Annotated in this window: 21 protein-coding genes and 1 rRNA gene; 20 read left to right on the top strand and 2 right to left on the bottom strand. The window is 67.1% G+C overall.

Going from position 1 to position 21,982, the window contains the following annotated elements; genetic code table 11:
* Positions 1 to 776: ribosomal RNA gene (locus OXH60_08710) — 16S ribosomal RNA — on the bottom strand; the annotation flags it as partial.
* Positions 777 to 1,173: 397 nt separating this feature from the next.
* Between OXH60_08710 and OXH60_08705 the strand changes: the two genes are divergently transcribed.
* The 19 genes from OXH60_08705 to OXH60_08615 all read left to right on the top strand — a co-directional run bounded on the left by OXH60_08705 (position 1,174) and on the right by OXH60_08615 (position 18,905).
* Positions 1,174 to 2,163: an ABC transporter substrate-binding protein gene (locus tag OXH60_08705; protein ID MDE0712200.1), complete on the top strand. Its 990-nt coding sequence runs from the start codon at positions 1,174 to 1,176 to the stop codon at positions 2,161 to 2,163.
* Positions 2,145 to 2,945: an ABC transporter permease gene (locus tag OXH60_08700; protein ID MDE0712199.1), complete on the top strand. Its 801-nt coding sequence runs from the start codon at positions 2,145 to 2,147 to the stop codon at positions 2,943 to 2,945. The genes OXH60_08705 and OXH60_08700 overlap by 19 nt, the downstream gene beginning before the upstream one ends.
* Positions 2,936 to 3,730, top strand: coding sequence for an ABC transporter ATP-binding protein (locus tag OXH60_08695; protein ID MDE0712198.1), 795 nt, complete (start codon positions 2,936 to 2,938; stop codon positions 3,728 to 3,730). The genes OXH60_08700 and OXH60_08695 overlap by 10 nt, the downstream gene beginning before the upstream one ends.
* Positions 3,727 to 4,500 (top strand): ABC transporter ATP-binding protein, encoded by a 774-nt coding sequence (locus OXH60_08690; protein ID MDE0712197.1) that lies wholly within the window; start codon positions 3,727 to 3,729, stop codon positions 4,498 to 4,500. The genes OXH60_08695 and OXH60_08690 overlap by 4 nt, the downstream gene beginning before the upstream one ends.
* Complete coding sequence (locus OXH60_08685; GenBank protein ID MDE0712196.1) at positions 4,500 to 5,477, top strand: PQQ-dependent catabolism-associated beta-propeller protein; 978 nt, start codon at positions 4,500 to 4,502, stop codon at positions 5,475 to 5,477. The genes OXH60_08690 and OXH60_08685 overlap by 1 nt, the downstream gene beginning before the upstream one ends.
* 7 nt (positions 5,478 to 5,484) lie before the next feature.
* Entirely contained in the window at positions 5,485 to 6,708 is a 1,224-nt protein-coding gene (locus OXH60_08680) for a hypothetical protein (protein MDE0712195.1), read from the top strand.
* Positions 6,705 to 7,556, top strand: coding sequence for an ABC transporter permease (locus tag OXH60_08675; GenBank protein ID MDE0712194.1), 852 nt, complete (start codon positions 6,705 to 6,707; stop codon positions 7,554 to 7,556). The genes OXH60_08680 and OXH60_08675 overlap by 4 nt, the downstream gene beginning before the upstream one ends.
* 5 nt (positions 7,557 to 7,561) lie before the next feature.
* Positions 7,562 to 8,581: a cysteine synthase A gene (locus tag OXH60_08670; protein ID MDE0712193.1), complete on the top strand. Its 1,020-nt coding sequence runs from the start codon at positions 7,562 to 7,564 to the stop codon at positions 8,579 to 8,581.
* Between the two features lies 1 nt (position 8,582).
* On the top strand, positions 8,583 to 9,431 hold the full coding sequence (sseA, locus tag OXH60_08665; GenBank protein MDE0712192.1) for a 3-mercaptopyruvate sulfurtransferase: 849 nt from the start codon (positions 8,583 to 8,585) through the stop codon (positions 9,429 to 9,431).
* Positions 9,412 to 10,611, top strand: a complete 1,200-nt coding sequence (gene metC / locus OXH60_08660; protein ID MDE0712191.1) for a cystathionine beta-lyase — start codon at positions 9,412 to 9,414, stop codon at positions 10,609 to 10,611. The genes sseA and metC overlap by 20 nt, the downstream gene beginning before the upstream one ends.
* Positions 10,608 to 11,090 (top strand): DUF192 domain-containing protein, encoded by a 483-nt coding sequence (locus OXH60_08655; protein MDE0712190.1) that lies wholly within the window; start codon positions 10,608 to 10,610, stop codon positions 11,088 to 11,090. The genes metC and OXH60_08655 overlap by 4 nt, the downstream gene beginning before the upstream one ends.
* A complete protein-coding gene (locus tag OXH60_08650) occupies positions 11,087 to 11,467 on the top strand; it encodes a LysR family transcriptional regulator (protein MDE0712189.1) in 381 nt (126 codons plus the stop codon). Before OXH60_08655 ends, OXH60_08650 begins: the two co-directional genes overlap by 4 nt.
* 247 nt (positions 11,468 to 11,714) lie before the next feature.
* Positions 11,715 to 12,605 (top strand): molybdate ABC transporter substrate-binding protein, encoded by an 891-nt coding sequence (modA, locus tag OXH60_08645; GenBank protein ID MDE0712188.1) that lies wholly within the window; start codon positions 11,715 to 11,717, stop codon positions 12,603 to 12,605.
* On the top strand, positions 12,589 to 13,281 hold the full coding sequence (modB, locus tag OXH60_08640) for a molybdate ABC transporter permease subunit (GenBank protein ID MDE0712187.1): 693 nt from the start codon (positions 12,589 to 12,591) through the stop codon (positions 13,279 to 13,281). Before modA ends, modB begins: the two co-directional genes overlap by 17 nt.
* Positions 13,278 to 14,381: a molybdenum ABC transporter ATP-binding protein gene (modC, locus tag OXH60_08635; protein MDE0712186.1), complete on the top strand. Its 1,104-nt coding sequence runs from the start codon at positions 13,278 to 13,280 to the stop codon at positions 14,379 to 14,381. Before modB ends, modC begins: the two co-directional genes overlap by 4 nt.
* Positions 14,378 to 16,084, top strand: coding sequence for a thiamine pyrophosphate-binding protein (locus OXH60_08630; GenBank protein ID MDE0712185.1), 1,707 nt, complete (start codon positions 14,378 to 14,380; stop codon positions 16,082 to 16,084). The genes modC and OXH60_08630 overlap by 4 nt, the downstream gene beginning before the upstream one ends.
* A 210-nt stretch (positions 16,085 to 16,294) precedes the next feature.
* Positions 16,295 to 17,047, top strand: a complete 753-nt coding sequence (locus OXH60_08625; protein ID MDE0712184.1) for an SDR family oxidoreductase — start codon at positions 16,295 to 16,297, stop codon at positions 17,045 to 17,047.
* A complete protein-coding gene (locus OXH60_08620; GenBank protein ID MDE0712183.1) occupies positions 17,044 to 17,814 on the top strand; it encodes an aldolase/citrate lyase family protein in 771 nt (256 codons plus the stop codon). The genes OXH60_08625 and OXH60_08620 overlap by 4 nt, the downstream gene beginning before the upstream one ends.
* Entirely contained in the window at positions 17,811 to 18,905 is a 1,095-nt protein-coding gene (locus tag OXH60_08615; protein MDE0712182.1) for a mandelate racemase/muconate lactonizing enzyme family protein, read from the top strand. Before OXH60_08620 ends, OXH60_08615 begins: the two co-directional genes overlap by 4 nt.
* Positions 18,906 to 18,960: 55 nt before the next feature.
* Here OXH60_08615 and OXH60_08610 read toward each other — a convergent pair whose 3' ends face one another.
* Positions 18,961 to 21,111, bottom strand: coding sequence for a primosomal protein N' (locus OXH60_08610; GenBank protein MDE0712181.1), 2,151 nt, complete (start codon positions 21,109 to 21,111; stop codon positions 18,961 to 18,963).
* 137 nt (positions 21,112 to 21,248) lie between these two features.
* Between OXH60_08610 and fsa the strand changes: the two genes are divergently transcribed.
* The gene (fsa, locus tag OXH60_08605) at positions 21,249 to 21,923 is read left to right on the top strand and encodes a fructose-6-phosphate aldolase (protein ID MDE0712180.1); all 675 of its coding nucleotides are present in this window, start codon (positions 21,249 to 21,251) and stop codon (positions 21,921 to 21,923) included.
* Positions 21,924 to 21,982: the final 59 nt, after the last annotated feature.

The following is a 21,982-nucleotide window of genomic DNA, read 5'->3' as shown; positions in this document are numbered from 1 at the left end:
GTTTACGGCGTGGACTACCAGGGTATCTAATCCTGTTTGCTCCCCACGCTTTCGAGCCTCAGCGTCAGAACCGTTCCAGAGAGCCGCTTTCGCCACCGGTGTTCCTCCCAATATCTGCGAATTTCACCTCTCCACTGGGAATTCCACTCTCCTCTCCCGGCCTCTAGCCACGCAGTTTCGAGGGCAGTTCCGGGGTTGAGCCCCGGGCTTTCACCCCCGACTTGCGCGGCCGCCTACGCTCGCTTTACGCCCAGTGATTCCGAGCAACGCTAGCCCCCTCCGTATTACCGCGGCTGCTGGCACGGAGTTAGCCGGGGCTTCTTCTGCGGGTACCGTCATCATCTTCCCCGCCGAAAGAGCTTTACAACCCTAGGGCCTTCAAATCACTCACGCGGCATGGCTGGATCAGGCTTTCGCCCATTGTCCAATATTCCCCACTGCTGCCTCCCGTAGGAGTCTGGGCCGTGTCTCAGTCCCAATGTGGCTGATCGTCCTCTCAGACCAGCTACCGATCGTCGCCTTGGTGAGCCATTACCTCACCAACTAGCTAATCGGACGCGGGCCCATCCATGAGCGGCCGAAGCCTTTCCCCCGTAGGGCGTATGCGGAATTAGCGGTCGTTTCCAACCGTTTTTCCCCACTCATGGGCAGGTTCCCACGCGTTACTCACCCGTGCGCCACTGTCCACCGGGCCGAAGCCCGGCTTCTCGTTCGACTTGCATGTGTTAAGCCTGCCGCCAGCGTTCGCTCTGAGCCAGGATCAGACTCTCAGGTTTGAGAGTGGTCCGGATTAGGAATCCGGACCCGTGACCCGACACAATGCGTCACGTAGCTTCCGGCATCGACGCGAATCGATGCCGGCCGTCGATGCGCACTGCGTCGGTGTCGTGTTGATCACGCAACACGCCGTCGCCTGCGCATCTCTTTTCATCTTCATCTGTCAAAAAGCGCGCGCGAAGCCGCGCTGCCCTCGTTTTCGCGAGGGCAAGGCAATCAAGAATGCCCGCGGATCGCAGCCGAGTCAACCCCTTCGCCGACTGTCCGGGCAGCGCGCCCGGACCGAAACCGATTCGCTCCTTTGGCCCGAACCGCTATGTTGCCTTACAAATATAGACCGATTCGGTCACCGAACGGTACCCGTTCCCTCACAGTACGTTTCGAAAGATTCCGCCGATGCCTTTCTCGCTCCGCCCAGCCGTGTTGGCGGCATTGATCTGCGCGCTGCAAGCATGCCTCGCGACCGCGGCCGCAGCGACGGACACGGTCCGGGTTGCCGTGCTCAAGTTCGGCACCGTGAACTGGGAACTCGACGTCGTCCAGCACCACGGCCTCGATGACCTGCACGGGCTCGACCTTGAGATCGTTCCACTGACCAACAAGGATGCGACGGCGATCGCGCTCCTCTCGGATGCCGCCGACATCATCGTCACCGACTGGATCTGGGTCAGCCGCCAGCGTCGGGCTGGCAAGGATTTCACGTTGATCCCGTATTCCAATGCCGCGGGAAGCATCATGGCCCATCCCGACAGCGGCATCGAGACCGTGGACGATCTACTAGCCGGCGGACGGCGCTTGGGAGTCGTGGGAAGCTCGATTGACAAGAGCTGGCTGATGGTGCGCGCGTTTGGTCTCAAGACGGCCGGTCGCGACATGGCGGACACGGCGGAGCTGTCGTTCGGAGCCCCACCCCTACTCAACCAGATGCTCCTCAGGGAAGACCTGGATGCCGTGCTCACGTTCTGGAACTTCACGGCGCGCCTGCGTGCCCAAGGCATGCGGGAAATTCTTCCCGTCCCGGACGTGTTGCCAAGCCTGGGCGTCGGCGACACCCTGCCCCTCATCGGCTACGTCTTCAGCGAAGCGTGGGCGCGTGCCAACCCGGATGCGCTCAACGGCTTCCTCGCTGCCACGCGGGACGCTCGCAGCATCCTGGCGGCTGACGACGGCGAATGGGAGCGCATCCGGAAACGGACCGGCGCCAAGGACGACGCGATGTTGCATGCGCTCCGCGATGCATTCCGCGCCGGCATCCCCGACCCGACCAAGGATTCGAGTGATGCCATTCACAGAGCGTTCGCCGTTCTCGCCGACATCGGCGGGCGGACGCTGGTTGGGAAGGACCCTGAAATGGCGGACGGCACCCTGTGGCAGTCGGCACCGTAGACGTCGCCGCCACCGCGTGGGAGCGACTGCGTCGCGCCGCCGGTGGACCGGCCGCGCTGCGGATCTTCTCGTTCGTCCTGCTGCTTTGCGTCTGGAGCCTCGCGACTCTTGCCGACCCGTCCGGCCAAGTCCTGCCGGCGCCCTGGGTCGTGCTCGACACGATGTGGTATCACCTGAACGAAGAAGGTCTCCTCTACCACCTGAGTGTCACGCTCTGGCGCGTGGCGGCGGCGTTTTTCGGGGCGATGGTGATCGGGGTGGCGCTCGGCATCCTGATGGGGGCGAGGCGACGGGCGGACATCATCCTCGACGGCTGGCACATCCTGTTCCTCAACATGCCGGCGCTGGTCCTCATCATTCTCTGCTACGTCTGGTTCGGCCTCACCGAGGTCGCCGCCATCGTCGCGGTGGCGCTCAACAAGATCCCGAACGTCGTAGTCACCGTGCGGGAAGGCACCCGGGCCGTCGACCGGGAACTCCTGGACGTGGCGCGGGTGTTCCGGGTCGACCGGCGAACCACCTTCCTGCGCTTCTTCCTGCCGCAACTGTACCCCTACATCATGGCCGCCGCGCGTGGCGGCATCGCCCTGATCTGGAAGATCGTCCTGGTAGTGGAGCTGCTGGGCCGGAGCAACGGCGTCGGATTCAAGCTCCATGAGTTCTTCCAGCTGTTCGACATCGCTGCGGTTCTCGCCTATACGCTCGCGTTCGTCGTGGTGATGATGGCGGTCGAATATGGTGTCATGGCGCCACTGGAACGGCGGTGCACCCGGTGGCGTTAACAGCAGGATTGACCGTCGACATCCGCCGCAAGCGGTTCGCAGGAGATGGCCGGACGCCGCCGCACACCGCGATCGAGAACCTGCAGTTCACCGTTCCGGTCGGCCAGTTCTGCTGCCTCCTTGGCCCGTCCGGCTGCGGGAAAACCACCCTCCTCAACATCGCCGCGGGACTCGATAGCGAGGTCGACGGCGCCGTTGACATCCACAGCCAGAGCACGCAGACCCGCCCCGCGGTCAGCTACATGTTCCAGACGCCGCGCCTGCTCCCCTGGATGAGCGTCCGTGACAACGTAGACATCGTGCTTGACCCTCCGGCCCGCGCCGACGGCCGCGGCGTCAAACTGCTGGAGCGCATGGAGCTCGGGAGCTATCTGGATGCCTATCCGACCCGTCTCTCCGGCGGCCAGCGCCGCCGCGTTGCACTCGCCCGCGCCTTTGCCATCCGCCCGGCGCTCCTGCTGCTCGATGAGCCGTTCGTCTCGCTCGACCAGCCGGTTGGCAACCGGTTGCGCGAGATCCTCCTTGACCTCTGGCAGGCCCAGCCGACGACCGTGCTGTTCGTAACCCACGACCTGAACGAGGCAATTTACCTGGGCGACCGGATCCTGTTCCTGTCGCAACCGCCTTCGAGTGTGGTGCACGATGCGGCGGTTGACCTGCCCCGTCCGCGCACCCCCGACAGCCCCGTCATCAACACCTTTCGCACCGGTCTTCTCGACCGGCACGGTGGCCTGCTCGCCGGCACCGCGGGCTCCACGACCGACTCCGGATCTTCGACTCCATGACCGCACCTGAAACCGCCACGGGCACCCAACCGCTTCTCGTGATCCAGAAGGTCTCCAAGAGCTACGGCAACCGGCCCGCTCTCAAGGGCGTGTCGTTCGCCATCGAACCCGGCCAGTACGTTTCGCTGCTCGGTCCCAACGGTGCCGGCAAGACCACGCTCTTCCAGCTGCTTGCCGGTCTGTTCGTGCCCGATTCGGGGACCGTGCACGTGCAGGGCTTTGACATGCGGCGAGAGGCCGTCAAGGCCCTCTCGTCGATCGGCTTCGTTTTCCAGCAGGCCACGCTCGACCTTGATCTGACGGTGCGCGAGAACCTCGCGTTCCACGGGCGCTTGCATGGTCTCAGCAGGTCCGAGATTCGCCAGCGCACCGAGCATGAACTCCGTCAGGTCGACCTTGAAGACCGCATCGACGACCGCGCCCGCAGCCTCTCGGGCGGCCAGCGCCGCCGCGTCGAACTCGCGCGCTCCCTCCTGCACGAGCCCAGCATTCTGCTGATGGACGAGCCGACCGTCGGCCTGGACCCGCCCAGCCGCAGTGACCTCCTGGAATATGTCCTCCAACTCAAGCGCGAGCGGTCGATGGCGGTGCTGTGGGCGACACACCTGGTCGACGAGGCGGAGGTCGCCGACCACGTGATCATGCTGCACCGGGGCACGATCCGGCAGGCGGGCGAACCGGCGGAACTGGTAAGTCGAGCCGGTCTTTCCAACCTTCACGACACGCTGGTACATTTCACGACGAACAGTCAGACGAAGGAGACACCCTGATGCCCAGGTGGTTCGTGACGGGACCGGCGACGCTGACATTTGCGCTGGGAGTTGCGCTCTCCGCGCATTGCGGCGAAATCTACGTGAGCAATGAGGGCAACGACACGGTGGTGGTGCTCGATTCCGACTCGCTCGAGATTCAGCACGTGATCGAAACCGGCGGTCGCCCCCGCGACATGCGCTTCAGTCCGGACGGCAGCGAACTGCTGATCGCCGCAAGCGAAGCCGACCGCATCGAGGTGCTCGATCTCGAAACGAAGACCATCACCGGCTACATCGACACCGGCGACGACCCCGAACTGTTTGATATCGACCCCAGCGGCGAAATCCTCGTCGTTTCCAACGAGGACGACGCCGAAGCGACGGTCATCGACGTTGCCAGCGGTACCATTCGAACCGTCATCGAGGACGTCGGAATCGAACCGGAAGGGGTGCGGTTCACTCCGGACGGCAAACGCGTGTTTGTCACTGCGGAAGCCACCAACACGATTGCCGTCATCGACCCATGGGAAGGAGTCATCCTGGCTGACGTTCTGGTGGGCAACCGGCCACGGCGAGGCACCTTCACCCCAGACGGACGCGAGTACTGGGTCACCAACGAGCTCGGGGGAACCGTCAGCGTGATCGACACGGAATCCCTGCAGGTCACCGATACGATCAGCTTCGAGAAGAAAGGGCTACGCGAAGCCGACATCACACCCGTTGATCTGGTCATGACCAGGGATGGAACAACCGCCTTCGTCACGCTCGGCCGTGCCTGGCATGTTGCGCGCGTCGATGTCGCCACGCGCACCGTCGAGGCCTATATCCTTGCCGGAAGTCGCGTCTGGGGCGCGGCCCTGACGGCGGATGATTCCATCTTGGTGGTGACCAACGGGGCCAGCGACGACATCTCCGTGATCGACACCGAGGCAAACCGTGCCATCCGTTCGGTTGCAGTGGGGCGCACGCCGCACACCGTTCGAATTCGGGACTGACGCCATCGTGACATCACCAATGCGCGGGGCCGCCTGCCTGTTGGCGGCACTACTGCTCAGCTCGGCAGCAGCAGCCGAGGAACGGCCCGTCTTCGCGTTCGGCTATCTCGATCTCGCCGAAGACATTCGCTACTCGCAGTGGGGTGTCCATCCGGTGGATATCCGCTCGGAAACCAATCGGATCGATCGCCGTCCGCTGGCCGGGGCCGAAATGGGCGTGAGCGATATCCGGTCCTTCGGACGTCGCGCCGGTGTGCAGTTCGCGTTGCGGGCCGAACGGGTCGCCGACGCGAATGAACTCCCGGCCGCCCTTGACGCCATCCGGGCCGAAACCGGGGCCTTCGTTTTTCTCGTCGACGCACCTGCGGCGGCGCTTCGTGAACTGGCGGCAGCGACGATCGGCCGGGACGTCATTCTGATCAACGTATCTGCCGTGGATGACCGTTTGCGCGGGGAAGCCTGCGAGGCGCACCTCCTTCACACCACGCCCAGTCGGCAAATGCTCACGGATGCAGCAGCCCAGTACCTGATTGCCCGGGACTGGAACGAAGTCCTGGTGCTGCAGGGGCCGCTGGAGGAAGACGCGCGGATGGTTGAGGCCTTCCGACACTCGGCCAGCACCTACGGCCTCAAGATCGACGAGGAACGGACCTTCGTGCTGTCCAACGACCCGCGGATGCGGGATCGCAATGATCTCGACCTGCTGACGGGCCGCGCCGACTACGAGGCAGTCTTCGTCGCCGACGTCGACCGCGAGTTTGCCCGTTCCGTCCCCTACTCAACCCAGGACCCGGCCGCCGTCACCGGCGCGGCGGGACTGCGTCCAACGCCATGGCACTGGAGCTATCTCCGGCACGGAGCGCCGCAGGTCCACGGCCGCTTCGAACGCCAGACCGGCCGTCGCATGGAGAGCGGTGACTGGGCGGCCTGGGTAGCGATCCGCGCCATCGGCGAGGCCATCGTGCGGAGCGGCTCCACCGAGCGCGGCGATGTTCACGCCTACCTGCTCGGACCCGAATTTCGCCTCGACGGCTCAAAGGGACCGGCGCTGTCATTCCGTCCCTGGAACGGACAACTTCGCCAACCGATTATGCTGGCGACGGAGGACTGGGTAACCGCAGTCGCTCCGCTCGCCGGTTTCGTGCATCAAATCAATGATCTCGACACGCTGGGCCGGGACGAGCGAACCAGCGATTGCAGCAAGTTTGCAACGCCAGAGCAGCCGACATGACAGCCAGTCACGCGCTACGTGCCCTCGTCGGGCTTACCGCCCGCGAGGTCGTGAAATTCTTCCAGCAGCGCGGGCGCCTGTTGTCGGCCTTTGTCCGCCCGGCGCTCTGGCTGTTCGTGTTCGCCGCCGGCATCGGCTCCACGAAGGGGATCGACCCCGGGATGGTGAGCCCCTATCCGGTGCAGAGCGTGAACTACTTCGAGTACATCGTTCCCGGTCTCGTCGGCATGGTGCTGCTGTTCAGCGGGATGCAGTCGTCCCTGTCGATGGTGTACGACCGTGAAATGGGCGTCATGCGGCTGCTCCTTACGGCACCGCTGCCCCGCTGGTACCTGCTGACCGCCAAACTGTTCGCGGGCACCATGCTCTCGATTCTTCAGGTGTACGTGTTCCTGATCGTGTGCCTGCCGCTGATTGGCATGCAGATCAGCCTGAACACCCCCCTGCTCGGCTGGGTCTGGATGTTCCCTGCCGCGGTGCTGTTCGGATTGCTGCTGGGAGCCGCGGGCCTGGCGTTGTCCGTCCACATTCGCCAACTCGAGAACTTCGCCGGCACCATGAACTTCGTAATCTTCCCGATGTTCTTCATCTCCAGCGCGCTGTACCCGCTGTGGCGCCTGCTGGAAAACGGTGCCGAAATCGTATGGTGGCTGGCCCAGTTCAATCCGTTCACGTACGGGGTTGAGCTCGTGCGCTGGGCCAGCCAGGGCCAGATTCACTGGCACAGCTTGATCGTCACGGTGGCCTGCACGATCGTGTTCCTCGCCGCAGCCGTCCTTGGTTACGACCCACAGCGCGGAATGCTCCGCCGTCGGCCGGGCGGCGGCGGTCCGCCGGCTGGAGGATGAAGCCCGTGCCCGCTGGTTCACCCGCGTCGAGTGTCGTAGACCTCGTCGGCAACACGCCGCTCATCCGCCTGAGGCGGCTGTCGGACGAGACAGGTTGCGAAATCCTGGGCAAGGCCGAGTTCCTCAATCCTGGCCAATCCATCAAGGACCGGGCGGCGCTCTGGATTATCCGCGACGCCGAGAAGCGCGGCCTGCTGCGGCCGGGCGGCACCATCGTCGAGGGAACTGCCGGGAATACCGGGATCGGTCTGACCGTGATCGGGAGCGCCTTGGGCTACCGTACGGTCATCGTGATGCCGGAGACGCAGAGCGAGGAGAAGATAAGTGCCCTCCGGACAATCGGCGCCAGCCTCCGCCTGGTGCCGGCCGTCCCGTACTCGAACCCGGGCAACTACATCCGCTACTCCGGCCAACTCGCCGCGGAACTCGCCGACACCCTGCCCAACGGGGCCGTCTGGGCCAACCAGTTCGACAACCCGGTGAACCGCCAGGCGCACCGGGTATCCACGGCACCGGAGATCTGGGACCAGACCGGCGGGAAAGTCGCGGCGTTCGTGAGTGCCATCGGCACCGGCGGAACGATTGCCGGCGTCTCGGACGGGCTGAAGGACCGGAATCCGGACGTGAAGGTGGTGCTCGCTGACCCCACGGGCTCGGGGATGCACGCTTGGGTGCAAACGGGCACCCCGAAGGCGGAAGGCACCTCGGTCACCGAGGGAATCGGGCAGGGGCGGGTAACCGGCAACCTCGAGGGTGCGCGCATCGATGACTCATTGCGGGTGACGGACGAAGAGGCACTTCGGGTCATCTATGCATTGGCGGTCGAAGAGGGGCTCCTGCTCGGAGGATCCACGGGAATCAATATTGCGGGTGCCGAACGCGTGGCCCGGGACCTCGGGCGCGGGCACGTGGTGGTCACCATGCTGTGCGACCATGGCACCCGGTACGCCTCAAAGATCTTCAACCCGGCCTTCCTGACCGAGCGCGGCCTCCCGGTCCCGCCGTGGCTGGAAGGAGGAACGTGACGTGCCCGACCGCACGTCTGCGTCCCCGCTGGTAAGCGCAGAGTGGCTGCGCGACGCGTACGAGCGACCCGACGTGGTGGTGCTGGACGCCTCCTGGCATATGCCGGCGACCCGACGAGACGGCGCGAGCGAATTCGAGCTCGGCCACATCCCCGGCTCCGCGTTTTTCTCGATCGACGGGATCGCTGACCCGGATTCAACGCTGCCCCACATGGTGCCGACCGCCGAAGCGTTCGCTGCGGCCGTCGGGGGCCTTGGCGCCAGTGCCGGCGATCATGTCGTCTGTTATGCGACGGATGGCATCGGCACCGCCCCGCGCGCATGGTGGATGTTCCGGCTGTTCGGCCACGAACGCGTTTCGGTACTCGACGGAGGACTGCCGGCGTGGACCGCCGTCGGCGGCACCTTGGTCAAGGGCCCGGCCCGACCGTGGCCCCGCGCCTTCCAGGCCAAGCTCAACCCGGCGCGGATCCGGGACCTGGCAGCCGTTCGCGCCAACCTGCAGGCGGCGACCGAACTGGTGGTGGACGCGCGGAGCGCCGGCCGGTTCGCCGGCACCGAGGCGGAGCCGCGGTCCGGACTTCGAGGCGGACATATCCCCGGAAGCGTAAACCTTCCCTACCAGACCCTGCTGAACGGCCCTCGCATGCTACCCCTCGAGGCGCTGCGTGCGCGCCTGGACGCGGCTGGCGTTGCCGACGATCGGCCGCCGGTGTTCACCTGCGGGTCCGGAGTCAGCGCCTGCACTCTTGCCCTTGGCCTCACGCTGACCGGTCGCGATGACTGGGCGGTCTACGACGGCTCGTGGTCGGAGTGGGGAGGGCGCGAGGATGTCCCGGTCACGCCCTGACAAGCGCAAGCGCCGTCCGGCAACGGTTCTGGGCCGCGCCGGCCGAAATCCCCACGAGAACCGGGGCGCTGTCAATCCGCCCGTGTACCATGCCTCGACCATCCTGTTCAGGGACACCGCGGACCTGCGCACCCGTGGCCCCAACCGATTGGACGACGTCGTCTACGGCCGCTTTGGCACCCCGACGACCTTTGCCTTCGAAGAAGCGATGGCCGCCACGGAAGGCGGCGCACGCAGCGTTGCCGTGGGTTCCGGCAAGACCGCCGTCGCGGTCGCGCTGAGCAGCTTCCTCGCCGCCGGGGACCACCTCTTGATGGTCGATTCGGCGTACGGACCCACGCGCAGCATGGCCAACGGCTGGCTGGCGCGGTTCGGGGTCGAGACCACCTTTTATGACCCCTGCATCGGGGCCGGGATCGCGGCGCAGATCCGCGACAACACGCGGGTGGTGTTTCTCGAATCGCCCGGCTCGCACACGTTCGAGGTGCAGGACGTGCCCGGTATCGCGGCGGCCGCACACGCGCGCGATTGCACGGTGATCCTCGACAACACGTGGGCGAGCCCGCTGTTCTTCCGACCGTTCGAGCACGGTGTCGACGTGTCGATACAGGCGGCGACGAAGTACGTGTCGGGACATTCCGACGTCATGCTGGGGGCGGTCACGACGACCGAGGAAACCCACGTCGTCGTGCGCAAGACCGCCCAAGCTCTGGGCGCCACCGTCGGACCAGACGACCTGTACCTGGGGCTGCGCGGACTGCGCACACTGGACGTCCGTCTCCGGCGCCATATGGAATCCGGGCTTGCGCTGGCCCGTTGGCTGTCTGACCGGCCCGAGGTGGAGCGCGTACTGCATCCCGGCCTCGAGGGAGACCCCGGACACGCGCTCTGGCGGCGCGACTTCCTGGGGGCATCCGGACTCTTCGGCATGATCCTCCGACCGGCCCCGCCGGCAGCCTACGATGCCTTTCTGGACGGGCTCGAGTTGTTCGGCATGGGTTACAGCTGGGGCGGCTTCGAGAGTCTCATCGTCCCGTCGATGCTCCGGGGCGCGCGCGACGTCGCGCCGTGGCCCGCGCCCGAGCGGACCTTCCGCGTCCATGCCGGATTGGAAGACGTGGCCGACCTTCAGGACGATCTGGAAGCGGGGTTTGCGCACCTGGGGAGCCGGACGGGATGAAGGGAGGCGGCAGACGGCCGGCAGCGCGGCTGTTGATGCTGGCGCTGCTGCTCGCGCCAACGACGGCAGCGGCCGAGACGTTCCAGGTCGGCACCGTCGAGATTCAATCGGGAGCAGAACGGCATCAGTTTCAGGTGGAGCTGGCCGTGACGCAGGCGCAGCAGCGGCAAGGCCTGATGCACCGCCTCACGCTCGGCGAGAACGAGGGCATGCTGTTCCTGTATGCGCCGCCGCAGCGCATCCGGATGTGGATGAAGGACACCTACATCCCGCTGGACATGCTGTTCATTCGGCCTGACGGCACCATCGCCGCGATCGCGGAAGACACCATCCCGCTGTCGCTCACGCCGATCGGCCCTGACGTCTACGTGAACGGTGTCCTGGAAGTCCTGGCGGGAACCTCGGAACGGCTTGGCCTGCGCCCCGGCGACCGTGTGCGTCATCCTCACTTTGACGCCGAACGCGGCCCCGGCCAGTGAATACCGAAGCGCGAATCCGAATCCGGGTCCAGTTGGGAGACCTGCCGCTGTTCGGGCCCGGCAAGGCTGCCCTGCTCACGGCGATCGACGAGGTGGGCTCGATCGCCGGCGCTGCCCGAGCCCTCGGTATGTCGTACCGGCGGGCCTGGCTGCTGGTCGATTCGATGAACCGGAACTTCACGGGCCCACTCGTGGCCGCGAGTCCCGGTGGCCGCGGCGTTGGCGGCTCACGCGTCACCGACCTCGGGCGACGCGTGCTCGCTGCCTACCATGCGGTGGAGGTCGATGCCGCCCGCGCCGCCGGCAAACCGCTGGCAGACCTCCAGTCCATGGTCGCCGCCGAACCCGGTCCGTCGGTTGCGGGCGAGCCGGAATAGGAACCTGCCGGGGCCTGCAGTGCGATCCGCCCAGCTGGATATAACCTGCGCTTGATGCTGCCAGCGCGTGGACACGATGCGACCCTGCGGGCCGCCCTGTATCCGGTGAGGCGCCTGACAGGTGCATCACGGTCACCGCAGCAGCCGACCTGCGACGCAAGGTCTATCGTCCGGAAAACGATGCGCCTTCCAGATCCGAGGCCCTTGGTTGGCGGTGGTTCGGAGTAGAGGTCAGGCAGAGCTTGCAATGCAATATATTCTGTCGTATATAATAAGCGCGTGGCGCCAGCGGCCCGAGGCCCATCGGAATTCCGCCGAGTGGATCCCCCGATGGCCGGTCGCCTGCCTCACCCTCCTCGGATTGGTTTCGGTCCCGGCCCCCTTTACGCAAGGGGGGCCGGCGGCCGGACCGGTTGCCGGCCAGGAAATCCTGGTGTTCGCTGCCGCTTCGACCGGCACTGCCCTCGAAGAAGTTGCCAACGCTTATGCCGCTGTCGGTGGTGGACGCGTGCGCTTCTCTCTGGCCGCGACCAGTGCCTTGGCTCGCCAGATCGAATCGGGCGCGCCGGCCGACCTATTCCTGTCGGCCAATACCGCTTGGATGGACCGGGTCGATGACGCCGGGCTCCTGTCTGCCGGAAGCCGCACCCTCCTCTTCCGCAACCGCCTCGCGCTGGTGGCACCTTCGGATACGGATTTCGAACCGGTGGACATGGATATCTCGCTGGACGTCGAAGCCATGCTGGACGGCGGTCGACTCGCCGTCGCCGATCCCGTTTCAGTCCCGGCCGGGATCTATGCGCGGCAGGCCCTGGAATCGCTTGGAATGTGGGACCGGCTCCAGGCGCGGGTCGCGCCAGCCAGCGATGTGCGCCATGCCACGCTTCTGGTGCGGCGGCACGAAGCGCCTCTGGGAATCGTCTATTGGACGGACGCGCGCAACACAGCAGAGATACGGGTCCTCGGGGTCTTTTCCCCTGAACTGCACGATCCCATAGCCTATTGGGTCGCCCAGCTGGCCGACGCGCCGGCCCCGGCCGCTGCCTCGGCGTTTCTTGCGTTCCTGCAATCGGACGCCGCTCAGACCATCTTTTCCAGCCACGGATTCGTACCTCCACTCGATGCCGACACCCGCTGAAACCGAAGCGCTGCTGCTGTCCCTGCGGGTCGCCGTATGGAGCGTTCTGGGCAGCCTGCCCCCGGCCATCGCCATCGCCTGGTTGCTGGCACGCACGCGCTTCCCCGGCCATGCGTTGCTGAACGGCATCCTGCACATCCCATTGGTCGTGCCGCCGGTCGTGATCGGCTATCTCCTGCTGGTGTTCCTCGGGCGGCGCGGCCCGGGCGGCGTGTTTCTGGAGAACGTCTTCGGGATCACCCTCGGCTTCACCTGGCAGGGCGCGGCCATCGCCAGCGCGATCGTGGCGTTTCCGCTCATGCTGCGTGCGATCCGGCAATCGATTGAAGGCGTGGACCGGCGACTGGAGCAGGCCGCGCGGACGCTCGGCGCGAGCCCGGCCAACGCGTTCTGCACCGTGACCCTGCCCCTCATTGCTCCGGGCGTGTTCGCGGGCATGGTGCTCAGCTTCGCGCGCTCGCTCGGCGAATTCGGTGCCACCATCACGTTCGTGTCCAGCATTCCCGGCGAGACCCGAACCCTGCCGTTGGCGCTGTACGCGGCCGCCCAGGTTCCCGGCGGCGAGGCCCAGGCCACGCGGCTGGTGGTCATCTCCATCACGCTGGCGATGATCGCGCTCATCGGCTCTGAATGGCTCGCGCGCCGCACGCGGCACTATTCGAGCGGCGGACCATGATCGACGTCGCCTTCTCGCACCGGCAGGGCAGCTTTTCGCTGGACGTGAGCATGCAAGTGCCGGACAGTGGCGTAACCGGCCTGTTCGGCACATCCGGCGCCGGCAAGTCGACCGTCGCCGACGCGATCGCCGGCCTGATCCGACCGGACGCCGGTCGAATCGCGATCGGCGAGACCGTCCTGTTCGACAGTGCGCGCGGCGTGGCGGTGGCTCCGGAACGTCGACGGATCGGCTACGTCTTCCAGGAGGCGCGTCTCTTTCCGCACATGAACGTCCGGGCCAATCTGCACTTCGGTGGCCGCCGGCGTGGCGCGGCCAGCCCGGACGCCTTCGAACAGGTGGTCGGCCTGCTGGGGCTGGAGCCGCTGCTGGACCGGCGCACGCGGCACCTTTCCGGCGGCGAGGCGCAACGGGTCGCCATCGGCCGCGCCCTGCTCAGCGGCCCCGATCTCCTGATCATGGACGAACCCCTGTCGTCGCTGGACCAACAGCGGCGTGATGACGTCCTGCCCCACCTCGAGCGGCTCGCGGCCGACACCGGCGTCCCGACCGTGTACATCACCCATTCGATCGAGGAGATCATTCGCTTGGCCGATCATCTCGCCGTGATGGCGAACGGCACCGTCCTCGCCTGCGGCCCCATCCAGGACGTCATGGCGCGCCCGGACTTGCCCGTGCTCAATGACCGGCGTGACGCCGGCACCATTCTGCTGACCACGGTGGCGGGTCACTTCGACGACGATTACCTGAGCGCACTCCGCTTCGGCGAACACACGCTGCTGGTCCCCCGCACCGACCGTGCCGAGGGCGCGCCGCTGGCGCTCCGAATCCTGGCCCGCGACGTCTCGCTCGCGCTCGAACCGCCGCAACGCTCCAGCGTGATGAACGTGCTGCCTGGCACGGTCACAGGGATCCATCCGAGAGGCGATGGGCATGTCGACGTGAGCATCGACTCGGGGCAGACGATCCATGCACGGATCACTCGCCGGTCGGCCGACGATCTGTCGCTCAAGGTCGGCCTGGAGCTGTATGCCCTCGTCAAGTCCGTGGCATTCGCCGAGCGCGATGCGTTCCGCCGGCACGGGGCAGGTGAAGGATGAGCGCTGGCCACCGCTCGGGCGGCGAAATCCTCGCCGACCAGCTGCTGATCCACGGCGTGGACACGGTCTTCGCCGTTCCCGGCGAAAGCTACCTACCGGTCCTCGACGCGCTCTTCGACCGGCGCGACGCCCTCCGTCTCATCACGTGCCGCCACGAAGCGGGCGCGGCCAACATGGCCGAAGCGGCAGGCAAGCTCACAGGACGGCCGGGCGTCTGTCTCGTCACCCGCGGTCCCGGCGCGTGCCATGCGAGCGTTGGGGTCCACACGGCGCACCAGGATTCCACGCCGATGCTCCTGCTCGTCGGACAGGTGGCGCGCCATACCCGCGGCCGGGAAGCCTTTCAGGAAATCGACGTTCGCGACATGTTCCAGGCCCCCATGGCAAAGTGGGCCGTCGAAATCGAGGACACCGGTCGGCTCCCCGAGCTCCTGCACACGGCTTTCCGAACCGCGACCAGCGGCCGGCCCGGACCGGTCGTGGTCGGGTTGCCGGAAGACATGCTCCAGGAGACCGCGCAGGTCGGAGATGCCGGAACCTGGACCCCGGCCCGGGCGCATCCGGCCCCGGCTGACGTCGAACGTGCGCACCGCCTGCTGGCGGCAGCCGAGCGGCCCCTGCTGATCGCCGGAGGCAGCAACTGGACCCCGGCCGGGCGCGAGGCTCTCGCGACTTTGGCAGAAGTGGCGGATGCGCCAGTGGCCGTGTCCTTCCGGCGGCAGGACCTGGTGGACAACGAACACCCGCACTATGCCGGCGATCTCTCGACCAGTGTGGACCCGCGCCTGGTCGAACGGGTCCGGGACGCGACGCTCCTGTTGGTGCTGGGAGCCCGGCTCGGTGAAATGACCACCGGCGGATACGCGACGCTGCGGCCGGGCCGCCAGACGGTACCGCTGGTCCACGTGCATCCGGACCCCTTCGAGCTGGGCCGCGTCTTCATCCCGGACGTGGCGGTGGCGGCCGATCCCGGGGCCTTCGCCGCGGCCCTGGCCGACCGTGACTTCGCGGCCGGTCCGGCACGGCAGGCGTGGCGGGAGGCTGCCCACGACGACTACCTGCGTGCCTCGACCCCCGAGCCGTACGCCGCCGACCTCGACATGGGACAGGTCATGCTGCATTTGCGCGCGACCATGCCGTCGGACACGGTGATCACGGTGGACGCGGGCAACTTCAGCGGGTGGGCACAGCGGTTCTGGCGGTTTCGGCATCCGCGCTCTCAACTCGGCCCGACCAGCGGTGCCATGGGGTACAGCGTCCCTGCCGGCGTGGCCGCCAGCATCCTGACGCCGAAACGCGAGGTCGTCAGTTTCGTGGGCGACGGGGGTTTCCTGATGTCGGGCCAGGAACTCGCCACGGCGGCCCAGCACGGTGCGCGCCCCCTCGTGCTGGTCGTCAACAACAGCATGTACGGGACCATCCGGATGCACCAGGAGCGGTCGTACCCCGGCCGCACGATCGGAACCGACCTCAAGAATCCCGACTTCGCCGTGCTGGCGAAGGTCTACGGGGCGCACGGCGAACGCGTCACCCGGACGGACCAGTTTCACGATGCGCTGGCGCGGGCCCGCGCCAGCGGAACGGCGGCGGTGATCGAGCTAGTGGTCGATCCCGACCAGATCACCACCCGGACGACCCTAGCACAGTTGCACGGAGCCGGAACCGGCGATAGCCGGCCGAACTCCCGGGAACCGGGGACATGAGCACGTGCGCGTGGTGCCGCCCGCTCCGCTCGGTGCGGGATCGACCGGGGGCCGCCTCCCCGACGTGACCGCTCCCGTGTAGACTTCCCGCCCGTCTGTCCGCGTCGCGGGCGGAGCCTGCGACCGTTGTTTCCTCGGTGAAGGCGAAGTTCCTGACGGCGGTCGAGGGCCAAACTCCAGAATCGCGAACCCGCAACGGGATGCTTCCCCATGGCTGACGCCCACTATCGAACTGCGCTGGTTACGGGCGCCTCAAGCGGCATCGGTGCCGCCACGGCGCGCGCGCTCCGACGCCAAGGCCTGGAGGTGATCGCGTGTGCGCGGCGCGGTGATTACCTGAAGGCCCTTGCCGACGAAATCGATGCCCGCTTCATCGTCTGCGACCTGCGCGACAAGCAGGCCGTGTACGACGCCTTCGGGGAACTCGAAATCGATGTGCTGGTGAACAATGCGGGGGTGGGGCGTGGCTTCACCAGCATCATCAAGGCCCAGCCCGAGGACATCGAGACGACCGTCGGCCTGAACGTCACGGGCGTGCTCCATGCCACCCGCGCGGTCGTGCCGGGTATGGTCGACCGCGCCCGCGGGCACGTCGTCAACATCGGCTCGGTCGCGGGCCTGCACGGTTGCGCCCCCGTCATTTACGGCGCCAGCAAAGGCGCCGTGCATCTCCTGAGCCAGGACCTCCGCATGGACCTTTCCGGAACCGGGGTACGGGTCACCGAAATCTGTCCGGGCCGCGTGATGACGGGCTTCTTCGACGTCGCGTTCGATGACGAGGAAGAGAAGAAGAAGTTCACCAGCGGCTTCACCCTGCTCGAAGCCGAAGACGTGGCCGAGTGCGTGGTCCACGCGATCAACGCCCCGTGGCACGTCAACATCGCCACGATCGAGGTCATCCCCACGGAGCAGGCGATCGGCGGCGTCCGGATCCAGGCTGCCCGTACGGGCACCGATTCATGACCCGTACGAACGCGTTCAAGGCCGGCCTTCAGACCGGCAGGCCCCAGGTCGGCATGTGGGCCAGCCTCGCGAGCCCGCTCGCGACCGAAGTGCTGGCCGGTGCCGGCCTCGATTTCATCGTGATCGATTCCGAACACGCCCCCAACGACGCCGCCGAAATCGTCGCCCAGCTCCAGGCGTGTGCGGCCGGCGGCACGACCCCGGCCGCGGTGCGCGCCTGGTGGAATGACCGCGTCGCCATCAAGCGCATCCTGGACTGCGGTGCCGAAACGATCGTGGTGCCGTACGTCCAGACTCCTGACGAAGCCCGGGAAGCCGTGGCATCGGTACGGTACCCGCCGGCCGGCGCCCGCGGAGCGGCCGGCGCCACCCGAGCCAATGCCTTCGGGCGCGAGCCCGGCTACTGGGGAGAAGCGGACGACCGCATCTGCCTGGTCGTGCAGGTAGAGACAGCGGCCGCCATCGAGGCAGCGAGCGACATCGCGGCGGTGGACGGCGTCGACGTGGTATTCGTCGGTCCCGGTGATCTGGCGGCCGATCTCGGGGTCATTCACGACCGCCAGCACGACTCCGTGCGTCGGGCTCTCGAACGAGCGCTGGCCAAGATCACGGCGGCGGGAAAACCCGCCGGTGTGATGGCCGGCAGCATCCAGGATGCCCGCGGCCTTCTGGACATGGGCTTTTCCATGGTCTCGGTCGCCACCGAGCTCGTCCACCTTCGGGTCATCGTGGACAAGGTGGTCAGCGAACTTAAGGAAACAGCATGAAGATCACGTCGATCGAAGCCATCACGGTAGACGTCCCCTTTACCCAGGCGGGGCCGCCCAGCGGCTTCGGCGGAGAGACCTGGAACACCCTGGCCTGCCTGCTGGTCAAGGTCGAAACCGACGAAGGGATCGTCGGCTGGGGGGAAACCTTCGGGTACAACTGCATTCCTGCCGCCCGAACCGCCCTGGAGACGATGGTGGCGCCGCACGCGGTGGGGCTGCCGGCGGACGACATCGCGGGCACGATGGACCGGCTCCAGGTGATCTTCCATCTCTTCGGGCGCTACGGCGTCACGCTGTTCGCGCTCTCCGGACTGGAAATCGCGCTGTGGGACATCGCTGGCAAGCAGGCCGGCAAACCGCTCCACGCGCTGCTCGGTGGCACGGACGTCGACTCGCTTCCGAGTTATGCCAGCCTGTTCAAGTACATCGATCCCCAGGTGACCGCGAGCGTGTCCGCCGCGGCGCGCGAAAGCGGTTACGAGCGGATTAAACTGCACGAGGACACCATGGCACCGATCCTTTCCGCGCGGGATGCGATCGGACCCGACACCCCGCTGATGGTCGATGTCAACTGCAGCTGGCGGGAGAACGATCTCCCTGACCTGATCGGTCCCCTGAAGGCAGCCGACCTGCTCTGGCTCGAAGAACCGATCTGGCCGCCGGAAAATTTTCCCTTGCTGGCGGACACCCGGGACGAGAGACTGCCGCTGGCCTCGGGCGAGAACCTGTGCACCGTCTGGCAGTTCCGGCACATGCTGGACGCGCAGGCCGTGGACTACACGCAGCCCAGCGTGACCAAGGTCGGCGGCGTGGCGGAATTCGCGGCCGTGTGCGACGCCACCCATGCCGCCGACACCGCCGTGGCTCCGCATTCCCCCTACTTTGGGCCCGGGTTCCTGGCGAGCCTCCATCTGATCGCCACCAAGGCTCCCGAAGCCTACGTGGAGCGGCTGTTCGTCAATCTCGAGGCGGACCTGTTTGGCGGGCTTACTGTTCCGGACGGCAACGGTCGGCTCAAGCTCCCCCAGGGACCGGGCCTCGGTTGCGATCCGGACCCCGAGCTGGTCGCCCGCTACCGGGTGGACTGACCCCGCCCGGCGGGCGCCGGCACGCGCCGGCCAACCGGCGCCGCTCAGCGAGGCTCTACAAGAAGCTGTAGGGATCGACGTCGACCTTGATCCGAAGCCCCGCCGGTGCCCGGACGGAGCCCAGCCAGGTCCGCACGTACGTCTGCAGCAGCTGACTTCGCCCGCCGCGAACGAGGAACCGGACCCGGTACTGGTTGCGAATCCTGCTGAGCGGGGCAGGCGCCGGTCCGAACACGTCGACCCCGTCGTGCTGCGGGGCCACGCGAGCCAGCGCACGGCAGAAGCGCTCCAGGACCGGTTGATCGCGCGACGCCAGGATCAGCGCCACAAGCCGCCCGAACGGCGGCATCTTCGCCTCGGCCCGGGCGGCCGCCTCCATCCGCCGGAAGGCATCCCCGTCCCCGCGCAGGAACGCCTGCATGACGGGATGCTCCGGCTCCCACGTCTGCATCAGCACGCGCCCGCGCCGACCCTCCCGGCCCGCCCGACCGGCAACCTGCGTCAGCAGCTGGTAGGTCCGCTCGCCGGCACGGAGATCGGCACCCCCCAGCCCCAGGTCCGCGTCCACCACCCCGACCATGGTCAGGTTCGGGAAGTGGTGTCCCTTCGCCGCCATCTGGGTGCCAATGAGAATTCGGGTCTCGCCGGATTCCATGCCCTGGACCAGTCGCGCCAGGTCCGCCGGAGCGCGCATGGTGTCGCTGGTCATGACGACCGGCTCCACGCCCGGGAACACGCGGCGCACCTCTTCCTCGATGCGTTCGACCCCCGGTCCGCAGGCCGCCAGGGAATCCTCGACACCGCAGGAGGGACACACCGCGGGCACCGGCATCCGGTGGCCGCAGTGGTGGCAGGTCAGCAGCCCGTCGCGCCGGTGCTCCACCAGCCAGGTCGAGCATGCGGTGCAGCCGATCCGTCCGCCGCAAGTCCGGCAGACGGTGAGGGGGGCGTAGCCCCGACGGTTGAGAAACAGGAGCACCTGCTCGTCGCGCGCGAGGGCCGCCGCCGCGGCATCCACGACCGGTTTGGCGAGCCACGAGCCCGCTTCCGGGCGACTCACGCGTAGATCCACTGCTTCGACGTCAGGGAGCTCCGCGTCCCCGTACCGGCGCGGCAGCGTCAGTGCGTGGTATCGACCTTCTTGCGCATTGACGTGCGTCTCGAGCGCCGGCGTGGCCGACGCCAGGACGATCGCGGCACGTTCCTTGGCGGCACGGACCACCGCCATGTCGCGCGCGTTGTAAATCACGCCGTCCTCCTGCTTGTACGAGGCGTCGTGCTCCTCGTCGACCACGATCAGCCCGAGCGCCGGAAACGGCAGAAACAGGGCTGACCGCGCCCCCACCACCACCGGCGTCGATCCGGCTGCCACCTCTCTCCAGGTGCTGCGGCGCTCGCCGGCAGGTACTGCCGAATGCCACCTTGCCGGGGCGGTTCCGAAGCGAGCCTGGAAGCGCGCAAACCACTGCGGGCCGAGCGCAATTTCCGGGAGCAGGACCAGCACCTGGCGCCCGCTGGCCAGGCACGCGGCCACGGCTTCGAAATAGACTTCCGTCTTGCCGGACCCCGTCACGCCGCCGAGAAGCACCGGCCGAGGGTCCCGGGCTCGCACCCTCTGGACGATCTCCGTGGCCGCCCGGCGCTGCGTCGCGGTCAATTCGGGCCGCACCCCTTCGCGATCCGGTGGGGGCGCGGTCACCTCCGTCAACGGTTCCGCGTCAAGCAGTCCCGTCCGGTGCATGCGGCGCACGGTCGCCGCGCTCACGCGGGCCTCCCGCTGAATCACCGGTCCCGAAAGAACGCTCCCCGCGCCGGTCAGGACATCGACTACCCGCTGTCGCGCCGGGGTGAGCTTCGTCCCCTTCGGTCTGGGCTCGGCCAGGCGAAAACCGGCCGCGGTGCGAGGGGGCGCGAGTGCACCGGAAACCGGAATCGCCATCTTGAGAACGCTGCCCAGCGGCGCCATGGAGTAAGAAGCCACCCATGCGATCAGCTCCCGCATGCGCGGCTTCATCGGCGGGAGATCGGAGACCCTGCCGACGTCCCGCAGCTGACTCTCCGGCACCTCAGCAGCCGGCGGGCCCCACACCACGCCTGTCTCGACGCGGCTCCCGAACGGCACCGAAACGTAGGAGCCCGTGGGCACCGGATGGTCCACTCGGTAATCGAACGTCCGGGACAGGGGACGGGCCAGCATGACCGCCACTCTGGTGGGATGACCATCCGTCTCGGGGAGCCGGTTAGGGGCGCCCCTGGGCGAGCGATTCGATCCCGCTGAACGGTTAGACTTGGGCAAGGCCGCCGGCCGTCGGCGCCGATCCGCTCTGGGACGGGAGTGCCCGCATGCAACTGTTTGTCGACACCGCTGATACAGGCCAGATTGCTGAATTGGCCGCCACCGGGCTGGTGGACGGGGTGACTACGAACCCCTCCCTGGTGGCGCGAACCGGACGTGACTTCCGGGACGTCATCACGGAGATTACCCAGCTGGTGCCGGGTCCGGTATCCGCGGAAGTTACGGAAACCTCCTGCGAAGGGATGGTGACGCAGGGTCGCGAACTGGCCGGCATCGCCGGCAACGTGGTGGTGAAGGTCCCGCTGACGTGGGAGGGGCTCCAGGCTTGCCACGTGCTGGCCGGCCAGGACGACCCGATTGACGTCAACGTCACGCTGTGCTTCTCGGCCACGCAGGCATTGCTGGCAGCGAAGGCTGGCGCCCGTTTCGTCTCCCCCTTCATCGGACGCCTCGACGACATCGGCCAGAATGGCATGGCGCTGATCCGGGACGTCGTCGACATCTACCGATCCTACCCGCGGACGCTCAAAACCGAAGTCCTGGTGGCGTCGGTCCGTGGGCCCGGCCACGTGCTGGAAGCGGCCAAGCTCGGGGCCGATGCCGCCACGGTGCCGCCGGGTGTGCTGCGGCAGCTGGTCGCACATCCATTGACCGACAAAGGCTTGGCGGCATTCCTGGCGGACTGGGAAAAGGCCCGGGCATCGGCGGGGTCCAGAAGCTGATGCGTCCCGCCGTCGGCAGCTAGGCATGCCCAACGGGCTGGCGCGGACCGTATCCGGGC

The organism is Rhodospirillales bacterium (assembly GCA_028824295.1).
GTDB lineage: Bacteria > Pseudomonadota > Alphaproteobacteria > TMED109 > TMED109 > VXPW01.
Note: the sequence above shows the minus strand (reverse complement) of the source record. Positions and strands in the feature narration are given on the sequence as shown.

Bases quoted from the DNA above. Each gene is read 5' to 3' on its own strand.
- OXH60_08705 (MDE0712200.1), top strand. From the start codon at position 1,174: ATGCCTTTCTCGCTCCGCCCAGCCGTGTTGGCGGCATTGATCTGCGCG.
- OXH60_08690 (MDE0712197.1), top strand. From the start codon at position 3,727: ATGACCGCACCTGAAACCGCCACGGGCACCCAACCGCTTCTCGTGATC.
- OXH60_08685 (MDE0712196.1), top strand. From the start codon at position 4,500: ATGCCCAGGTGGTTCGTGACGGGACCGGCGACGCTGACATTTGCGCTG.
- OXH60_08675 (MDE0712194.1), top strand. From the start codon at position 6,705: ATGACAGCCAGTCACGCGCTACGTGCCCTCGTCGGGCTTACCGCCCGC.
- metC (MDE0712191.1), top strand. From the start codon at position 9,412: ATGTCCCGGTCACGCCCTGACAAGCGCAAGCGCCGTCCGGCAACGGTT.
- OXH60_08655 (MDE0712190.1), top strand. From the start codon at position 10,608: ATGAAGGGAGGCGGCAGACGGCCGGCAGCGCGGCTGTTGATGCTGGCG.
- modA (MDE0712188.1), top strand. From the start codon at position 11,715: ATGCAATATATTCTGTCGTATATAATAAGCGCGTGGCGCCAGCGGCCC.
- modB (MDE0712187.1), top strand. From the start codon at position 12,589: ATGCCGACACCCGCTGAAACCGAAGCGCTGCTGCTGTCCCTGCGGGTC.
- modC (MDE0712186.1), top strand. From the start codon at position 13,278: ATGATCGACGTCGCCTTCTCGCACCGGCAGGGCAGCTTTTCGCTGGAC.
- OXH60_08630 (MDE0712185.1), top strand. From the start codon at position 14,378: ATGAGCGCTGGCCACCGCTCGGGCGGCGAAATCCTCGCCGACCAGCTG.
- OXH60_08625 (MDE0712184.1), top strand. From the start codon at position 16,295: ATGGCTGACGCCCACTATCGAACTGCGCTGGTTACGGGCGCCTCAAGC.
- OXH60_08620 (MDE0712183.1), top strand. From the start codon at position 17,044: ATGACCCGTACGAACGCGTTCAAGGCCGGCCTTCAGACCGGCAGGCCC.
- OXH60_08615 (MDE0712182.1), top strand. From the start codon at position 17,811: ATGAAGATCACGTCGATCGAAGCCATCACGGTAGACGTCCCCTTTACC.
- fsa (MDE0712180.1), top strand. From the start codon at position 21,249: ATGCAACTGTTTGTCGACACCGCTGATACAGGCCAGATTGCTGAATTG.